This window comes from Glaciecola sp. HTCC2999, assembly GCF_000155775.1.
GTDB lineage: Bacteria > Pseudomonadota > Gammaproteobacteria > Enterobacterales > Alteromonadaceae > Opacimonas.
The window spans coordinates 801,243-820,215 of the sequence record NZ_DS989810.1; the positions used below are offsets into that span (position 1 = coordinate 801,243).

The 18,973-nt window shown below is 41.0% G+C and carries 13 protein-coding genes; 8 read left to right on the forward strand and 5 right to left on the reverse strand.

Annotation, left to right across the window (positions count from 1 at the left end; translation table 11 throughout):
- Positions 1-62: 62 nt before the first annotated feature.
- Positions 63-1,514 carry a bifunctional D-glycero-beta-D-manno-heptose-7-phosphate kinase/D-glycero-beta-D-manno-heptose 1-phosphate adenylyltransferase HldE gene (gene hldE, locus G2999_RS03535; protein WP_010178785.1) on the reverse strand — a complete coding sequence of 484 codons (1,452 nt, stop codon included), beginning with the start codon at positions 1,512-1,514 and terminating at the stop codon, positions 63-65.
- Positions 1,515-1,647: 133 nt separating this feature from the next.
- On the opposite strand from hldE, the gene G2999_RS11740 reads away from it, so the two are divergent.
- On the forward strand, positions 1,648-1,950 hold the full coding sequence (locus G2999_RS11740) for a GIY-YIG nuclease family protein (protein WP_010178787.1): 303 nt from the start codon (positions 1,648-1,650) through the stop codon (positions 1,948-1,950).
- On the opposite strand, the gene G2999_RS03545 is transcribed toward G2999_RS11740, so the two are convergent.
- Positions 1,927-2,826, reverse strand: a complete 900-nt coding sequence (locus tag G2999_RS03545) for a DUF350 domain-containing protein (RefSeq protein WP_010178791.1) — start codon at positions 2,824-2,826, stop codon at positions 1,927-1,929. The genes G2999_RS11740 and G2999_RS03545 overlap by 24 nt on opposite strands.
- A gap of 123 nt (positions 2,827-2,949) precedes the next feature.
- Positions 2,950-5,052: a glycoside hydrolase family 97 catalytic domain-containing protein gene (locus tag G2999_RS03550; RefSeq protein ID WP_010178793.1), complete on the reverse strand. Its 2,103-nt coding sequence runs from the start codon at positions 5,050-5,052 to the stop codon at positions 2,950-2,952.
- 160 nt (positions 5,053-5,212) lie between these two features.
- Between G2999_RS03550 and glnE the strand changes: the two genes are divergently transcribed.
- Entirely contained in the window at positions 5,213-8,077 is a 2,865-nt protein-coding gene (gene glnE, locus G2999_RS11745; protein WP_010178795.1) for a bifunctional [glutamate--ammonia ligase]-adenylyl-L-tyrosine phosphorylase/[glutamate--ammonia-ligase] adenylyltransferase, read from the forward strand.
- 6 nt (positions 8,078-8,083) lie between these two features.
- Here the strand turns inward: glnE and lpxL are convergent, their stop codons facing one another.
- Positions 8,084-9,010: an LpxL/LpxP family Kdo(2)-lipid IV(A) lauroyl/palmitoleoyl acyltransferase gene (lpxL, locus tag G2999_RS03560; RefSeq protein WP_010178797.1), complete on the reverse strand. Its 927-nt coding sequence runs from the start codon at positions 9,008-9,010 to the stop codon at positions 8,084-8,086.
- A 102-nt stretch (positions 9,011-9,112) separates the two neighbouring features.
- Between lpxL and G2999_RS03565 the strand changes: the two genes are divergently transcribed.
- Complete coding sequence (locus G2999_RS03565; protein ID WP_010178799.1) at positions 9,113-12,202, forward strand: PAS domain-containing hybrid sensor histidine kinase/response regulator; 3,090 nt, start codon at positions 9,113-9,115, stop codon at positions 12,200-12,202.
- A 37-nt stretch (positions 12,203-12,239) separates the two neighbouring features.
- Here G2999_RS03565 and G2999_RS03570 read toward each other — a convergent pair whose 3' ends face one another.
- A complete protein-coding gene (locus G2999_RS03570; RefSeq protein ID WP_010178801.1) occupies positions 12,240-12,497 on the reverse strand; it encodes a DUF3081 family protein in 258 nt (85 codons plus the stop codon).
- A gap of 211 nt (positions 12,498-12,708) precedes the next feature.
- Here G2999_RS03570 and G2999_RS03580 point away from each other — a divergent pair, with 211 nt between their 5' ends.
- The 5 genes from G2999_RS03580 (at position 12,709) to G2999_RS03600 (ending at position 18,925) form a co-directional block, all read left to right on the forward strand.
- On the forward strand, positions 12,709-14,955 hold the full coding sequence (locus tag G2999_RS03580) for an acyl-CoA dehydrogenase (RefSeq protein ID WP_010178803.1): 2,247 nt from the start codon (positions 12,709-12,711) through the stop codon (positions 14,953-14,955).
- A 170-nt stretch (positions 14,956-15,125) separates the two neighbouring features.
- Positions 15,126-15,716, forward strand: a complete 591-nt coding sequence (locus G2999_RS03585; RefSeq protein WP_010178805.1) for a thymidine kinase — start codon at positions 15,126-15,128, stop codon at positions 15,714-15,716.
- 130 nt (positions 15,717-15,846) lie between these two features.
- Entirely contained in the window at positions 15,847-17,067 is a 1,221-nt protein-coding gene (locus tag G2999_RS03590; protein ID WP_010178807.1) for an acyl-CoA dehydrogenase family protein, read from the forward strand.
- A gap of 2 nt (positions 17,068-17,069) precedes the next feature.
- Positions 17,070-18,140, forward strand: coding sequence for a phosphotransferase family protein (locus G2999_RS03595; RefSeq protein ID WP_010178809.1), 1,071 nt, complete (start codon positions 17,070-17,072; stop codon positions 18,138-18,140).
- Between the two features lie 35 nt (positions 18,141-18,175).
- Positions 18,176-18,925, forward strand: a complete 750-nt coding sequence (locus tag G2999_RS03600; protein WP_010178811.1) for an SDR family oxidoreductase — start codon at positions 18,176-18,178, stop codon at positions 18,923-18,925.
- The last annotated feature ends 48 nt before the right edge of the window (positions 18,926-18,973 follow it).

Sequence of the window (18,973 nt, forward strand, 5' to 3'; positions counted from 1 at the left end):
CCCAAAATACTTAATATTACAATGTAAAAGTATGTTTATTCATTTAAGATCGTTAATAAATACTATTGCGTATCCACAATTTGCTTAATAATCGCTGTTGTCGACACCCCTTCTTCAAAGTGCATGACTTTCACTTCCCCGCCATTAGCTAAGACTTCTTTACCCCCAGCGATTTCGTCAATCGTGTAATCGCCACCTTTCACTAACACATCCGGCAATACTTCTGCGATCAACGATTGCGGAGTATCCTCGCCAAATGGCACGACAAAATCAACAGCACCTAATCCCGCTAAGACTGCCATACGGCGCGCCACATTATTCACAGGACGACCAGGACCTTTTAAACGGGTCACAGAATCATCATCGTTGACGGCCACAATCAAGCGGTCGCCTAATTGAGCGGCAGCCTGCAAATACGACACATGGCCAGCATGTAAAATGTCAAAACACCCATTAGTCATGACCACTTTTTGGCCTTGGGATTGCAGTAAACGCACAGTATATGTCAACTGCTCGGCATTCATCACACCCACATCATCATGTGCTTTAGCATGTAAAGATAAGGCTAACTCAGTTGTTGTCACCGAAGAAGTACCTAATTTACCCACAACAATACTCGCGGCGTGATTAGCCATGACACAGGCTTCAGGTAATGCCACATTGGCGCCTAGCGCACTTGCCAAAACCGCCACAACAGTATCGCCAGCCCCTGTCACGTCATAAACTTCTTTGGCTTTTGCCGGTAAATGATAATCAGGTGCATCACTGAACAAACTCATCCCTTCTTCGGAACGAGTTAACAATAATGCACTTAAATCCAATTCAGCTCGCATCGTTTGGGCTTGAGCAGATAATGCTGCTTCAGAGTCAGCCTCACCGGCTATCAATGTAAATTCGGCCATGTTTGGTGTGATGATGGTTGCGCCTGAATACGGCGTAAAATCTGTCCCTTTAGGATCGATCACAACGGGTACATTATGGGCTTTAGCTAATGCAATCAAAGCTTGAGGATTAGATAAGGTGCCTTTTGCATAGTCGGACAACACCACCACATCCGCTTTAGCGATATGCATATTGACCATCTCGATTAACGGTTGCTTATCCACCGATGCAAAGGATTCCTCAAAATCTAAACGCAATAACTGTTGATTACGGCTCATAACGCGCAGCTTAGTGATAGTTTCCATCTGCGCCACCGGCACCAAATGACTCACGACATCATGGGCATGTAAAGCAGTCGTCAAAATATGAGAAGCTTCATCCGCTTGAATTAAATCTGTATCTGACTTGTATTGCCCACCGCATAAACCAATCAGCTGAACCTGAGCACCTAATGCTGCGGCATTAATTGCGACATTGGCAGCGCCACCCGGACGGTCTTCACTGTTATTAACTTTCACTACCGGTACCGGCGCTTCAGGAGAAATGCGTTGTGTTGCACCGCTAAAATAACGGTCAAGCATGACATCGCCCACAACTAAAATACGGGCATTAGAGAAATCAGGTAAAGTCATATTAGATTGTTTTAATGATAAAATTTGCTAAATCATAGCATTGACCCACCGAATACTGAATACTATTATGCTTACTTTCCCGTCAGTTACGGGAACTTATCCCTGAATCGTCCATCAGTAAACAGAGAAAATAATGCCATCTATTTGGTCAGTGTATATTATTGAAAATAAACTAGGTCACTGGTATACGGGTGTGACTGTGGATGTTGCAAGGCGCTTTGCAGAACATTCAGCCGGCGGAGTAAAAGGGGCTAAAGCATTGAAAGGTAAAGGCCCCCTAACCCTTATCAGCGCATATGATTGCCCAGATAAACAGACCGCCTATCAGCTCGAGTACTGGATCAAGCAACAATCCAAACCTAATAAACGCCGCTTTACCGAAGGTCTATACCCTGCACCATTTGCTTATACTTTACATCAAACCAAGTGCAATTAAGGCAATACCGACACTAAGTACCCACTCGATACAGGCTAATCCTACATTACCTTGTAAATCCACTTCTTCTTTCCAATTGATACCATATAAGACAATACGCTTAGCCAAACTAACTATAACAGTATAAGTCACGGATGCAGCAACACCACAAAATAACCACCCGGTTAAATTACTCACATAAGTGTTTGCTTGGTATTGGAGGATACTCCCAGCAATCGAAACAACAATTGCTGTAGCAATTAAATTCCCAGAGTGTTGGATGGCTAACGCAAAATTGTCTTTGCGTAACATGCCTTGAAAAGAATCATTTTGATTGTTTCTAGCAAAGCGGATTTCATATAAACGCGTGGTGAGCAACATAATTGCCATGACCACCACAAAACCGGATAGGATCCCAACAATCGCATTACTATCGGTCCCCTCCACCCAATTAATCATACTGTAAATAATAATCGCAAATGCGATAGCACTCGATGCATCCACTAAAGCCACAGACGTATTTCTCGCTTGAATAGCATCCTCTTTATTCACTAAATGTAGGACCAACTTATCATGCCCGAACCGACCGACTTTGATCAAAATAATGCCAATAATACCAAAAATGGTCGTGCTCAACGCTGCATATTCAAACCCTAAACCAATATGACGACCCACGACTGCAGACAATACTAAGCACAACGCAAGCATTCGACCTGATAAAGAGATACCAAACGCAAAATTATCCTTTTCGCCTAATTCCTGTGACACACTGATATCTTTAGGTAACCCAGACAACAATCGAATAACCAACAGTAATAATAATGCGATCACGATATCAATCACTAAATACACTTGTATATTTGCTGGTAAATCAATTAATCGGACTAACGATTCCATAAGGATCCTAATAAATAAAAATAAGCATATTTAGTATGAAATATTTTATAAAAAAAAGCACGATAGATTTCAACATCATATCGTGCTTTAGGTACTATATTATAATCAATTGCATGACGAGATTTATAGCTGTTTAAACCTCACAGCGACACCACCAGCAGCGGCTAAACGTATTGTCATAGTATCGTCTTGGGTCACTGTCTTTTTCTCAATTACCATATCGTAAGGGTTGGTACGCCAGTCGGCCTTATCCCCATCACGATAAATTTGAGCCTCATAACGCTGACCTTTATCTAAGAAATTTAATGGCACATTAATCACACGCTCATCTTCATTCGTTAACGCACCGAGATACCAATCATTGCCAGAATAGTGACGATGTGCTTTTTCTTTTCTAGCAAAAACAACATAATCAGCCACACTACCTTGCAGCGCAATCGAGGTTTCCCAATCGGTCGGTACATCCTTAATGAATTGGAACGGCTCTGGTTTGGCTAAATAATTTTCAGGCAAATCAGCAGCCATCTGAATTGGGCTGTATATCACGACATATTGAGCTAATTGACGAGCTAACGTACTCAATGGTCTAGTGTAAGGTTTATCTCCCCACTCAGGACCGCCTCCATGTTCACGCTCATAGTCAAAATCGAAAATCCCAGGAGTAAAGTCCATTGGACCCGATAGCATTCTGGTGAAAGCCATGATCGGTAAGTGCTCAGGAGGATTCGGTGGTGCCCATCCTGAATTATATTCTTGTCCTCGTGCAGATTCACGTGAGATCCAATTTGGATGTGTACGACGTAAACCAGTATCTTTTACTGACTCATGCGTATTAATCGATAGTTGATATTGGGCAGCCGTCTTCACATTATGGATAAAATGATTGACCACATCCTGGCTATCGGTGAACTCGTAGCGCATCACTCCTTGCTCATCACGATTCTTTAAATTTTGACCAAAGGCAACATAACCTGTTTTAATCTGCTCTACCCCCATTTTTTGATAAAGGGCGAAGCCATCTTCCATTTGCGCTTCATAGTTACTAATACCACCTGAGGTTTCATGGTGACCAATTAATTTAACACCCGTACTCAAGCTATGTTCATGAACTCGCTTAAGATCAAAGTCAGGATATGATTCAGTAAAAGAGAATAGCTCTGAATTCGCTATCCAATTACCATCCCAACCAACATTCCAGCCCTCAACCAACACACCATCAAACCCATGCTCAGCAGCAAAATCCATATAGGCCATTGTCCGTTCAGTCGTCGCTCCGTGCTTAGGACCTGATCCCCATGTGAATTTATCAATATGCATTCCCCACCAGATACCAATGTATTTACCTGGATTAATCCACGAGGTATCTTCAATTTTGCTTGGTTCATTTAGATTAAGCGCCATAAACGAATTCACTAGATCAACGGCTTCATCACCTATCGTAATGGTTCGCCAAGGTGTCACAAAAGAACCGGTTTTTTTGACAAGTACGCCATCAGCACGAGGGGCTAAATTCGCACTAAACATACCCAACGCCTGACGCTGAATACTCATTCCGGCATAATCAACTAAGGCCGCTTCATGCACAGCAATATGAGTACCATCGGTATATTCAACTGTGAATGGGGTATGTGCTTTATCTACTTCTTGTAAAGGCGTCGTTCGGTATAAGTACTCATAACGTTCGCGTCCTTGTCCAGGGATCCAATAAGCGGTTGCTTGGTGTGAATTCAAAAAGTTAAATTCGGTCAATTCACGTGTAATATCTCGAGAACTATCGGCAGGTACTTCATAACGAAAACCTATGCCCTCATCAAAAGCACGTGCACGCACATAGAAGATATTCTGTGCATTATTGATATCCGTGTATTTCACCACTAATTCATTATGATGATCACGAATTATTCGCTGTTCACCCCAAGGTTGCTCCCACGAACTATCGACACGATTACGACTGACTTCACTCAAGCGAAAATCTCGATACATCGGCAACGCTTTAGCAAAAGTAAAACCAAGTTTACTCAACCCTATGACTTCTTTACCGTTAAAGGAGAGCTGGTAACGAGCTAAGTCATCTTCATCAGTAAAGTGCAACACGATTTCATTGTTGGGTGAAGCAAGACTTAAGACCTTATGCTGATTAGGCGCATTCTCAGCCAAAACACCGCAAGGTATGATCGACACCACCAGCAACGCAATCAGTGTGAAGCTCGAAAAAAATAAACGCAAAATAACTCTCCTAGTAAATTTTGTTAATTGTAATAGTTTTGTAAATATAAAAGAAAAATAGTGATAAATAAAGCTAAAAACTTAAACGATTAAGATTTTTGCAATAGTTGCCGTTTTTCCATGGATCAGTTATTTTGAATAAAAAAGTACGAGCCTTATCATGGAACTAGCCGAACCCATTACGCAATGGATGAATGAATTCTCAACATTAACAGAATATCGGCAATCTAGTGTGCAACTCACACACATATGCTCATATAGCCAATATGCTCACGCAACGATGGCGCAATACCCGTGGATGATCTCCCACATTATGGATGCGCTTAACCAGTCTCAAGCGATCTCCCAAATGTCTCTTTTTGAGATAGTGATCCATCATCATCAATGGGATCTGAAGACACTCAACGACACTCAGCAACTAGCGTTATTACGCCAAGTGCGGCATCTAGGCATGGTGACGATATTATGGCGAGATATGCTTAATTTACAGTCTATAGATACGTCATTAGTAGAAGTTTCATGGTTGGCTGACACCCTTATTTTACAAGCTTACGAATTTGCTTACGCTGGATTTGAAGCACGTTATGGCACCCCTAAAGATGAGCATGGTAATCAAGAATTATATATTTTAGGGATGGGTAAGCTAGGAGGCAAAGAGCTTAATTTTTCATCGGATATTGACCTGATATTTGTCTACCCTGAAGTGGGAGAATTTACCGAACGTCGCAAACCGTTTGAGTATCAACAATTTTTCATTAAAGTCGCGCAGAAACTCATTCACTTACTCAACACTCAAACTATTGATGGCCAAGTCTATCGTGTCGACATGCGCTTACGCCCATTTGGAGAAAGTGGTCCTTTAGTGCTGCCATTTGCTGGCTTGGAAAATTATTATGAAAGCCAAGGACGCAGTTGGGAACGCTTTGCCCTGCTCAAAGCACGTATTCTCAATAAACGAAAAGCAAGTGAAGATCCCAATAAGCTAGCACTGGCCAATATCATCCGGCCGTTTATTTATCGACGGTATGTAGATTTTAGTATCATTGAATCGTTACGCGATTTAAAACAAAAAATTGTTCAAGAAGTGCGCCGACGTCAGCTTACAAATAACATTAAATTAGGGGCTGGTGGGATCCGCGAAGTCGAGTTTTTAGTGCAAAGTTTTCAACTTATTTATGCTGGCCGCATACCTGCATTAAAAACAGCTTCTATCTTTGAAGCTTTGCGCGTGATTGAAAGCGAAACACTGCTTCCTTCTGATGTCGTCAATGAAATACGCACTTGTTATTTAGTTTTGAGAAAGACTGAACATACTTTACAACAATTCGCCAACGCCCAAACACAAACGCTACCTGATAACCCTGTCCAACAAACATTTTTGTTAACGATACTCCAAGAATATTTAAACCGTTACCCTGAATTATCCGAGCACTTAGCTCATTCATCAGATATAACAATAGTGTTCATTGAAGCAATCCAACAATGTATCCATCAGCATTTTCAAGCGTTTATAGAAGTCGATGACCCACATGACGAGGCACATACCATATGTGCTTCACATCAAGATATTTGGCATTCGCTTGAAATACCGGAAAAACCAGATGACTTTGTACTCGGCGGTCATGATGCAAGTAAAATATGGCATCAACTTGTCGCATTAAAAACGATGGTAAATAAAGGTTATATTGGCGAACGCGGAGAGACAGTACTGTCTAAACTCGTTCCCTTATTTTTAGCAGATATCAATGCCTTAAATAAAAACCACTTAAGCGCGATTGAATCGATGTGCAGCATTATAACCGCCATCGCATCACGTACGGCTTATTTAGAACTGATCATGGAAAATATTGCGGTACGTGAACAGCTCATTATGTTTGGTAGTCAAAGTAGTTGGTTGATTGAGCATATTAGTGCCTATCCTGTCTTATTAGACGAATTAATCCACCCGCAATACTTACAACGAACCCCTCATGATTTGCACCAATGGCGAGATGAATTCACCAGTGAATTACAACAGATCTTATTACGTATCGAACCCGATGATGAAGAAGCGCTAATACATGCCATGCGACAATTTAAACTCGCCCAGCGGTTTAGGATTGCAGCTGCTGACATCTTAGATTATCTCCCGATTGCTCAAGTCAGTGATAAACTCACGATACTCGCAGAAGTCCTTACCGAAGCTCTATTAAGACAAGCCTGGCAACAAACCGCCGTGCGACTTGGCGAACCTGAGGGCTTTGATCTGACTAATATGGGTATTGGTGTGATTGCTTATGGCAAATTAGGCGGATTAGAACTCAGTTATACCTCTGATTTGGATTTAGTCATCGTGCATGAATGTCCACCTGGTGTGAATACCGCGGGGGGTAAACGCCAAGTATCAGCCCAACAGTTTTATATTAAATTAGTGCAACGTTTTATCAGTTTAGCCAGTACGAATACGCTTCTGGGTGATGTCTATGAAATTGATTTACGCTTACGCCCCTCTGGTAACTCTGGATTACTGATTTGCCATATCGATACGTTTGCTAATTATCAAGCAACCGAAGCGTGGGTTTGGGAGCACCAATCCTTATGCCGCGCCCGTATGATTATAGGCTCCACGTTACTGCATGAGACATTTGAAACTATCCGACGCACCATTATCACCCAGCCTAGAGCGCAAAATGAGTTACAAGATAAAGTAAGCAGTATGCGTCAAAAAATGCGCGAGCACTTAGGCGAAAAGGACAAAGGCGCCCTCGCTGATATTGAGTTTTTAACTCAATACTGGTGTTTACAACACGCGGCTAATCATCCTAACATTATTCAATATAGTGATAATTTACGCCAATTAGCGGCATTGAGCGATGCGAATATCATACCCAATGCAGTCGCTAATACCTTAATTGAAGCTTACCTTGCACTACGTCATCATAAACATCATGAAGCATTGAAGCGCAGTCATTTAGAAAAAGCACCTTACTATGCAAAGCTTGAATCAGCAGTTCAGGCAGTATGGCAAGATACGTTTTTGGATTAACCGACGCTATTGGTACAAACTGGCTTCCCCAGGAGGGCGTGTTTTAAATCGTTTATGCATCCATAAATAACTCTCAGGTTGTTCCAATATCATGTTTTCAATGCGATGGTTCAAGTCTGTTAATGCTTCAACATCGTCTTTATCTGCAAAGTCATCCATAGGTGGATAGAACTTGACTTTGTATCCGCGAGCAGTTGTTTGCGTGGAAAGCATTAAAGGAATACAGTTTGATCGACGTGCAAACATTAACGTAGCCGAGATAGTCGCTGCTTTTTTTACGCCAAAAAATGGCACAAAAACAGCACCGCGTTTCCCATAATCTTGATCCGGTAAATACGCACACAACTTACCGGCATCCAATGCATCCAGTAATGCTCGAGAACTGCGTTTATCAATTAAATATTCATTAGAGCGCGCACGACCTTTAAATTGAATATAATCCATAAGCGGATTGTTATGGGGTCGATAAAACGCAATACTTTTATGAAATAAGCCTAATATACGACACCCTGTTTCTATATTTACATTATGAATACCTAATGCTAAAACGCCTTTGCCTTGCGCCTGAATGGCTTTGATATGTTCAAAACCTTCTATTTCAATGATCCGGCGTAAGCGCCAATCAGGCCACCACCAACCTATAGCGGTTTCGAACAAAGCCATCCCCGCAGTAACATAATGTTTGTTTAATAATTCAGTTTGTTCCCTGGCAGGCATATTAGGAAAGCACAAAGCAATATTTTGCTCGGCAATCCTAATGCGTTTTTTGGCTAGTTTTTTTAATAACCAAGCATTGACATAGGCTAATTTTCGTAAGATCCCTAACGGCAATAATGTCAGCAAAAACAAGCACGTTAATCCAAACCAAATAAGCCAATATTTTGGATGAAAAAAAGTAAGAGTAAAGCGTGGCTGATGGATTGAATGCGCCATATAAAAAATTTAAGTTCCTTGTAAGACATTTGCCATATTGTAACGCATGTCAAAAATAATATGCTATAAATTAACGCATACAAACTTTTATCTTTTTGCGCTTTGAAAAATATAACACAACAATCATACGAACAAATTCTTGACGCATGTGGGAATGGCATCACGATTATTAATAATATCGGTGACATTGTTTATGCCAATGCCATCACTCACGATATATTTGAATATGAAAACACCTCTCTTGTCGGCATGTCTCTATCTCAGCTAAGATTCAAACATTTTGATATCCAGTCGTCATTTGAAACGCCTATTCCAAAGAAAATGAATGCTGACTCGACTGATGCTTTTTCTGCGCTTAATAAAAATAGTGTATATGAATCGATGACTGCCGAAGGCAATATTCTATATCTCAAGGTGACATTTCAAAGTATTGAGTATAATGAGCAGCCATGTACTCTCTTGACCATTGAAAAAGTCAATCCGTTAGCGAGTAACAAATCCACTGAACTCTTGTCGCAAGTTATTGAGCTTAGCGAAAACACTTTTTTTCTGACCGATGAAAATAACAAAATCATCTGGACAAATACTTCGGCAACCAAGCAAACTGGATATACTAAAGAAATACTTAAAGGTATGAATCCATTATTCAGAGTCACTGACAATACTAGTATAGCGGTACTGAAACGATTAAAAACGGCATTCCGGGATAAAATAGATTTTAATGGTGAAATTCAATTATATAAAGCGAATAAAGAGGCTTATTGGGTTAAGTTAACAGTTAAACCTGTTTCGTTGGATTCTGGGAAAACGGGCTTTTTGTTGAGTGAATATGACATTACGCCACGCAAGTTAATGGAACACGAATTAAGAGCGAAAACGAATTTACAGCGTGCCATTTTAGATAGTGCACAACAAATTATTATTTCGACAAATGCAAATGGTGCAATTGAGTCGCTGAATGAATTCGCTATCGAGTTGCTCGGATGGCAACCCTATGAACTCGTGCATAAAAGTTCAATGGATGTCTTTATCAGGCGAGCAGAATATCGCCGCTTTGCCCAGCATATTGCCTCACAGCACGAATATCACATCATGGAAAATTTCGAAGCGTTCCATGAATTAACCAATAAACTCGACAAGGTTGAGTTCGCCTTTACATTTGAAACGAAAGATAGATCGTTGCTAACTATAGAATTGATTGTTACCCCACTATTTGATCGAGGAGGAAAATTAGAAGGTTACCTTTACATCGGTAAGGATATCACCCATGTAGAGATACTGAAGGCTCAGACACAACGCTCTCAAGCGTTATTAGAAGAGACCTCAAGGATTGCTCAGCTCGGAAGCTGGGAATTGGATCTCAGGACTAACGAACTGTATTGGTCAGATGAAACATATCGCATCCATGAATTACCGTTGTCGGCTGACATCAATGTTACAGATGGAATAAATTTTTATGCACCTGAAGCACGCCCCATTATTCAAGATGCCGTTAACAACGCGATTGAATTTGGCACCCCTTGGGACTTACAACTACCATTTATTACGGCTAAAAATAATCATATTTGGGTAAGAGCAATCGGAGCTGCTGAATTTAAAGATAGTAAAGTCATTAGCATAAAAGGTACCTTTCAAAATATTACCTCCATCAAAGAGACAGAACAACGCGCTAATGAAGCTAATCAGTCTAAAAGTGATTTTTTAGCTAACATGAGTCATGAAATTCGTACGCCTATTAACGGTATTATCGGTATGAATGAATTGTTGCAAAAAACATCGTTAACGACACAACAAACCGAATATACTCAAGCGATACAAAGAAGCAGTCAAGCGCTACTAGGTTTAATTAATGACATACTCGATTTTTCAAAAATTGAAGCAGGAAAACTTAATCTCAATGTGAAAAAAGTCGCTATGGATGAGTTCATGGAAAACATTTATAAGGAAATACAGCCTTTAAGCGATGCTAAAAATCTACAATTAGACATTCAAGTTTGTCCGTTAGTCACTATCATGTCAGACCCTATGCGTTTACGTCAGATTTTAATCAATCTATGCTCCAATGCTATCAAATTTACAGAGTATGGCTCTATCCGCATATCGTTTTCAGTCATTGACGAGCAGTATTTACGCTTTACTATTTCTGATACTGGTATTGGTATACCGAGTGAAAAATCGTCACAACTATTTGAAAAATTCAACCAATTAGATACTTCAAGTAAACGTTCAATTGGTGGGACCGGACTTGGATTAACAATCAGCCAACAGCTATCACAGTTATTAGGCGGTGCAATAGGATTTAATCCAGAGTATCAAGAAGGCGCTGAATTTTGGTTTACTGTTGATACGCAATTAAATGAATTCTACTCTCAGTCTTCTGTGTTCAAAACACATCAAACAGTATGCATCGTTGATAATGATAACGAACTATTAAGATTCACATCTCATCCAATCAATAGTCAATATGATGTACGACTATTCAACAGTGCCCAAGCTTTCTTAGCGTTTTTCAATGAGCATCACTCATCACTCAGTATCAATTCTGTATTTATATCGCATCATCTACACGGTACAACCGGGATAGAGCTGCTAAAATTACTCCGCTCCCAACCCGTCTTTAAAGACCTATTTGTATTTCTGTTTAATGGTGAGCTCAACACAACTGAACTGGATAATCTTAGTTTTGTCGGATTAAACGGATATTTAAACGATATTCATGGACCAAATATATTAGAAAACATCCTCAAAAAATGCGCTTCAACGCATACCTCGCCCGATAATCTTCCTTTTTATACGTTACAAAATTTAGAAAATACACATGCTAGAGTATTGTTAGTAGAAGATAATGATATTAACCAAGTGGTTGCAAAGAGCATATTAGAGAACTTAGATTTGGTGGTGGACATTGCGAATAATGGACAGGAGGCACTGTCGTTATTAATGGAAAAAGAAGACCGTTATCATGCAATTTTAATGGATTGTCAAATGCCAGTATTAGATGGGTACAGTGCCACTAAACTGATCCGCTCAATGCCTGAATATGACCTTCATAAATATACGCCTATTATTGCGTTAACTGCAAACGCGATGGAAGGTGATGAAGAAAAATGTTTAACCGCTGGCATGAACAGCTTTGTCACGAAACCTATAAATACAGAACGATTAAAAGAAGAATTAGAGAAGTGGATCTAAACCATGATAATTAATGCGACGTTTAACTTATTATTAGTTAATACGTCGCATCAATATACTTTAATTTTTTTTCAAACGCGGCTTTATGATCTTCTTTAGCATAATCGAAAATATATTGGTTATGGAAACCAAAACGCAGCTTCACTAAACTATCTTCTATAAATAAAGTGTAACCATCATGGTCAGTGTAAGCAGTAATACCTTCCAATAAATACTGTCGATTAACAGTCTCCCCATGTTGACGAATTTTCTCAAACACACCTAATAAAAATTTACTTTCCACATCATTTTTCATTATTTTTTTCCATTGATTAACCGCATATCGCGATAGTTTTACTGCATTATATGTACCTAGTTAAGTACCTTTATAATCCATAATAAGTTTATATAATGGATTATTTACACCCAAAAACTTGCACTGGTCCGATTTCTTTTGTATATTTTAATAACTGGTCAGATGAGCTGATCAATATTGAATTATATCGTATTGAAAGAGAGAGATTGCTATGAGCTTACGTACTAGCCTTAAAAAAGTATTACCCCCTATTTCTGTAACCGAACAGGAAGCGTTGGACGCAGGTGATGTATGGATAGAGTCCTCTATATATCAAGGTAAACCGGATATGGCTGCAGTTCGCAACTTACCGACCGGTAAATTGACAGACGAAGAACAAGCATTCTTGGATGGACCTGTGGTGGAACTTATTAATATGGTCGAAGACTTCGAGCTATGTAATGAAAAGCATATCCCACAGCCAGTCATTGATTTTTTATGTAAAAATAAATTTTTCTCCATGATCATTCCTAAAAAATTTGGTGGTCTTGAATTTTCTCCTTATGCCAACTCAACAATTGTTGCAACGATTGCTGCCGCATCTGGCGCGATTGCGGTGACCGTGATGGTCCCTAATTCCTTAGGACCAGGTGAGTTACTCATGCATTATGGTACCGAAGCTCAACAAAACTACTGGTTACCACGCTTATCTATCGGAACTGACATTCCTTGCTTCGCACTGACTGGCCCAGAAGCCGGCTCTGATGCGGGCTCAATTCCAGACGCAGGTATCGTCACTAAAGGCATGTATAACGGTGAAGAAGTATTAGGTTTACGTGTCTCTTGGGATAAGCGCTATATTACCTTAGCCCCGATTGCGACGGTACTCGGTTTAGCATTCAAAGTATTTGATCCAGACCAGTTATTAGGTGACAAGTTAGAGCTAGGGATCACCTGTGCGCTTTTACCAAAATCACATGAAGGTGTCGAGTTAGGCAATCGTCATGATCCTATGGGCGTGCGTTTTTATAACGGAACAACACGTGGTAAAGATGTCTTTATTCCGATGGATTTCATTATCGGTGGCCAAGCAAACATCGGTCGTGGTTGGCAAATGCTGGTAAGTTGCTTAGGTGCAGGCCGCGGCATTTCACTTCCAGCAATGGGGGTAGCCTCAGCACAAAGCGCATTTAAATCTACAGCAGAATATTCATTTGTCCGTGAACAGTTTGGTGTACCGATTGGTCGTTTTGAAGGTATCCAAGAGAAAATGGCCGACATTGCAGGTAAAACTTTCTTACTCGAAGCGATGCGCATCCTAACGACCGAGGGGTTGGGTGAAGGCATAAAGCCTTCCGTTGTAACAGCGATAGCGAAATACCATATGACTGAACTGGGCCGTGATGTGGTCAACTCAGCAATGGATGTCCAAGCAGGTAAAGCTATCCAACGAGGTCCGCAAAACACGTTAGCTAATGGCTACGCCTCATTACCAATTGCGATCACAGTTGAAGGTGCCAACATATTAACGCGTAATCTGATGATCTTTGGTCAAGGGGCAATGCGTTGTCATCCATACCTGAAAGAAATGGTCGATTTGATTCACTCCGATGACAAAGCCGCTGATGCACCATTTAATCAGGTCATGGCTAAAACCGTCTGGTTTAGTGTTAAAAATTCGCTACGTAGCATGAAAAATAGTTATTTTCCATTTTTACGTCATTCAGAGTCTCAATATGCAGAAGTGAAAGGCTATGAACAACGTTTAAACACATTATCAGCAAAACTCGCGCCTTTAGCCGATTTATCCTTATTAGTGCTTGGCGGTGATTTGAAAAAAGCAGAGTTACTCTCAGCGCGTTTAGGTGATGTCATGAGCTACACCTATGCCGCCATGGCGACGATTCGTTTCTATGAGCAACGCGTGTCTGATAAAGCTGAAGCTAAGCCATATTTTGATTACGCCATGCAGTGGTCTTTGGGCCAAGCGGAAAAAGCGATTGTGGAGTTTGTCAATAACTTCCCGAATACGCCGACTCGCAGCTTAATGCGTGTATTAACGAATACCTACAGCAACAGTGTATCGAGTATTAGTGATGACTTGGTCCGTGAACTATCAACCGCTGCAATGGCCGATAGTTCAATTAAAGCCGAGTTAACGCACCTTATCAAAACATCACCAGGTGATGGTAATGATATTAACGAGCAAGCATTTAAAGCGAAACACGCAGTCATGCCTATTTTGAGCAAAGTACAAAAAGCGCTACGTGCTTACCCAGTCGTCCCATTCATTTCATTTGAATATGCGATTGGCGAAATGCTCAAAGCAGATCATATCAATGCTGAGGAACACGCAGCATTATTAGATTATAATAACAAACGAAAATTATCAGTGCGTGTAGATGAGTTCACGTTTGATCTAGAGTTAGTTGATGTCGATGGTAAGCCGATTGTGGTCTCTCAATCCGACGCAGCTTAAGCTACGTATCAAATTTTAAGGCTACCAATAGGTAGCCTTTTTTTATCCATCACCTACATGTTAATGATACCTGCCTGTCGTAAAAACAACAGAAAACCTATCAGGGAGTTGCTAAATACGCTTAATCCTTTATCCTTATGGCGTTTTTATTATCAACGGAACAATGTCTAATGGCGCAACTTTATTTTTATTATTCAGCGATGAATGCCGGTAAGTCTACAGCACTTCTCCAGTCTGCTTATAACTATGAAGAACGCGGAATGCGCAGTGAAATTTTTACGGCTCAATTAGATAACCGCTTTGGCGAAGGTAAAGTCACATCTCGTATTGGATTAGCCAAACCGGCTCATTTGTTCGACTCCGATACTCAATTATTCCAGCATATTGAAGCACTTCACCAAGACCAACCACTTAATGCTGTATTTATTGATGAAGCCCAATTTTTATCTAAAGCGCAAGTCATGCAACTGATCCATGTGGTTGATGATTTAGATATACCAGTATTGGCTTATGGGTTACGTACTGATTTCTTAGGCGAAACTTTTACTGGCAGCCATTATTTATTGGCATGGGCCGATAAACTCACTGAGTTAAAAACAGTGTGTCACTGCGGTCGTAAAGCTAACTTTGTAGTTCGACTGGATGATCAAGGCTATGCTATCCGTCACGGCGAACAGGTCGAGATTGGTGGTAATGATCGCTACGAATCGATGTGTCGCAAACACTTCAAATCATTGGTTTGGGGACATTTACCCATTTAAACCAACGCATTGATCAATGCTAACGATCTATATTGGTTTGAGTGATAGATATTTGTCACTAAATGATATTAGCTAGTAAAGGTGTCGTAGGTTAATCTTTTGTTATTATCGATAATGACAGGCTTATGATATGGATTTTTCTCACTCACCCAAGACCTTAGATTACCTCGCTCGCGTTAAAGCATTTATTGCACAACACATAGCGCCGATTGAAGATGAGGTTTATCAATTTTTACATGAGCATAATGCCCACGGAGATTGGACCAAGTGGCAACTACATCCAAAAGTGGAAGCGTTAAAGGTCAAAGCTCGCGAAGCGGGTTTAGCAAATTTATTTCTGCCTGATGACCATCTTGGTCAGGGTCTAACGACGTTAGAATATGCTCCGTTAGCTGAAGAAATGGGACGTTATGCATTTGCACCAGAGATATTTAATTGTAATGCCCCTGACACGGGTAATATGGAAGTACTTTATCATTTTGGTACACAAGCACAAAAAGACCAATGGTTAACCCCCTTACTAGCGGGTGAAATCCGTTCGGTATTTGGTATGACTGAGCCACAGGTCGCTTCAAGTGATGCTACCAACATGGAAGCTAAAATTGAGTTTACAGGCGATGATATTGTTATCAATGGTACGAAATGGTGGTCGACGGGTTTAGGTCATCCGAATGCTAAAGTTATCATCTTTATGGGGCTATCTAATCCTGAAAATGACCGTCACGCTCAACATTCTATGGTGCTTGTACCAGTGGATAGCGAAGGTTTGACCATTAAACGTATGCTCACTGCATATGGTGACTATGATGCGCCTTATGGTCATGGTGAAATGGTATTTGATAACGTGCGTGTTCCACGTGAGAATCTCATCATGGGTGAAGGCAAAGGTTTTGCTATTGCCCAAGGACGTTTAGGGCCAGGTCGCATCCATCATTGTATGCGAGCAATTGGTATGGCGGAGCATGCGTTGGAATTAGCAATTAAACGCGGACTATCTCGCCATGCGTTCGGCAAGCCCATCATCGAGTTAGGTGGTAACAAAGAACGTATTGCTGAAGCTAGAATGGCAATTGAACAATCTCGCCTATTAACGCTACAAGCAGCATGGAAGATAGATAATTTAGGCGTTAAACATGCGATGGTGGATATTAGTGCCATCAAAGTCGTGGTACCTAATATGCTTGAAAAAGTTGTCGATATGTCTTTACAAATGCATGGTGGTGGCGGTATGAGTAATGACTTCCCGCTGGCTCGATTTGCAGCTGGTGCGCGCACTTTACGACTCGCTGATGGTCCTGATGAAGTCCATATGGCAATGGTGTCGCGTCTTGAATTACGCAAATACAAATAACGATGACCCAATCAACATTCAATGATAAAGCCAAAGCCGTGCGTCAAGGTGAGGAACTTAACCTTGACACATTGCAACCGTGGCTCAATGAACATCTTGGTTTTGCCGGCATCACGCCTGCTGTCACCCAATATTCAGGCGGCGCTTCTAATTGGACGTATTGTTTAAGTACGCCAGATAAAGAGGTGATTTTACGCCGCGCACCTGCTGGCACAAAAGCGAAAGGTGCGCATGATATGGGTCGAGAATATCGTCTCCAACACGCACTTAAACCTGTGTATCCATTGTTGCCCGATATGCTCGGGCATTGTGACAATGAAAGTATCATTGGCACTGAATTTTATGTCATGCAAAAGCTTAATGGCATCATTCCCCGTAGTAATTTACCTCGAGGCCTACAGTTATCACCTGAGCAAGTTCGCCTCCTATGCACTAATGCGATTGATAGTATGATTAGCCTGCATCAGGTGGATTACCACAAAGCCGGTCTAGCGGGTATTGCCAAAGGTGAAGGCTATGTGAAACGCCAAATCGACGGCTGGTGTCAGCGTTATACCAAAGCGAAAACGTGGAATGTACCCGCCGCAAATAATGTCATGAATTGGCTCAAAGCTAACCTGCCTGTACATGAAACTATTTGTTTAACCCATAACGATTTTCGTTTTGATAATTTAGTGTTAGACAGTGATGATCCGACTCGCATTATCGGTGTGTTAGATTGGGAATTAGCTACATTGGGTGATCCACTGATGGATTTAGGCAATACCTTGGCTTACTGGGTACAGGCAGATGATGATATTGTTGCGCGTAAAACACGTCGCCAGCCGACTCACTTAGATGGCATGCTAACCCGTAGTGAGGTCGTGCAGTACTATGCCGATAAAACGGGGACTGATGTATCCAACATGGCATTTTACGAGGTGTATGGATTGTTTCGCTTAGCGGCGATTGTATTGCAAATTTATTACCGTTATCACCACAAACAAACGACTAATCCAGCATTTAAACATTTATGGTTTTTCACCCATTACTTATTGCACCGTTGTCGAAAAATAATCAAGCAACAACGCTAAAAACGTGAACAACATAAAATTATAAGTAGAGAATTATGAGCAGAGAAAACATATTAATCACCGGCGCCAGTTCAGGCTTAGGTAAAGGCATGGCCATCGAATTTGCCAAATTAGGGCGTAACCTAGCGCTATGTGCTCGTCGTGTCGAGCGCTTAACTGATTTGCAAGCGGAGCTTTTAACTATTAACCCCGATATCAAAGTGTTAATTAAAAGCCTGGATGTGAATGATCATGATGCCGTATTTACGGTATTTAAAGAGTTTGACGCTGAAATGGGTGGACTAGATCGTATCATCGTAAATGCAGGGATGGGTAAAGGGGCATCTATCGGTACAGGATATTTTTATGCCAACAAACAAACCGCTGAAACCAATTTTGTCGCCGCTCTAGCGCAATGTGAAGCTGCACTAGAGATCTTCCGAGCTAAAAACGACGGGCATCTCGTCACCATTTCCTCTATCTCAGCGGTAAGTAGTTATCGTCGAGCGATGACGGTCTATGCTGCAACAAAAGCGGCACTGAGCTCCATGTCAGAAGGCATGCGTATCGACCTATTAGGTACGAATATCAAAGTATCTACCGTACACCCTGGTTTTATCCGTAGCGAAATCAATGAAAAAGTTAAAAAGGTGCCGTTCATTGTCGATACTGAAACAGGCTGCAAAGCGATGGTAAAAGCTATCGAAAAAGAAGGCGAAAATTCCTATGTACCAGGTTGGCCCTGGGCATTGTTACAGTGGTGCTTGCGCATTGCGCCAAAATCCATCTTGAAGAAAATGAGTTAACGAGGCACTATCAAGATGCAATAGTGTTCTACCTCAAATAATAACAAT

Bases quoted from the DNA above. Each gene is read 5' to 3' on its own strand.
- G2999_RS03585 (WP_010178805.1), top strand. From the start codon at position 15,126: ATGGCGCAACTTTATTTTTATTATTCAGCGATGAATGCCGGTAAGTCT.
- G2999_RS03590 (WP_010178807.1), top strand. From the start codon at position 15,847: ATGGATTTTTCTCACTCACCCAAGACCTTAGATTACCTCGCTCGCGTT.
- G2999_RS03570 (WP_010178801.1), bottom strand. From the start codon at position 12,497: ATGAAAAATGATGTGGAAAGTAAATTTTTATTAGGTGTGTTTGAGAAA.
- G2999_RS03600 (WP_010178811.1), top strand. From the start codon at position 18,176: ATGAGCAGAGAAAACATATTAATCACCGGCGCCAGTTCAGGCTTAGGT.
- G2999_RS03595 (WP_010178809.1), top strand. From the start codon at position 17,070: ATGACCCAATCAACATTCAATGATAAAGCCAAAGCCGTGCGTCAAGGT.
- lpxL (WP_010178797.1), bottom strand. From the start codon at position 9,010: ATGGCGCATTCAATCCATCAGCCACGCTTTACTCTTACTTTTTTTCAT.
- G2999_RS03545 (WP_010178791.1), bottom strand. From the start codon at position 2,826: ATGGAATCGTTAGTCCGATTAATTGATTTACCAGCAAATATACAAGTG.
- hldE (WP_010178785.1), bottom strand. From the start codon at position 1,514: ATGACTTTACCTGATTTCTCTAATGCCCGTATTTTAGTTGTGGGCGAT.
- G2999_RS03580 (WP_010178803.1), top strand. From the start codon at position 12,709: ATGAGCTTACGTACTAGCCTTAAAAAAGTATTACCCCCTATTTCTGTA.
- glnE (WP_010178795.1), top strand. From the start codon at position 5,213: ATGGAACTAGCCGAACCCATTACGCAATGGATGAATGAATTCTCAACA.
- G2999_RS11740 (WP_010178787.1), top strand. From the start codon at position 1,648: ATGCCATCTATTTGGTCAGTGTATATTATTGAAAATAAACTAGGTCAC.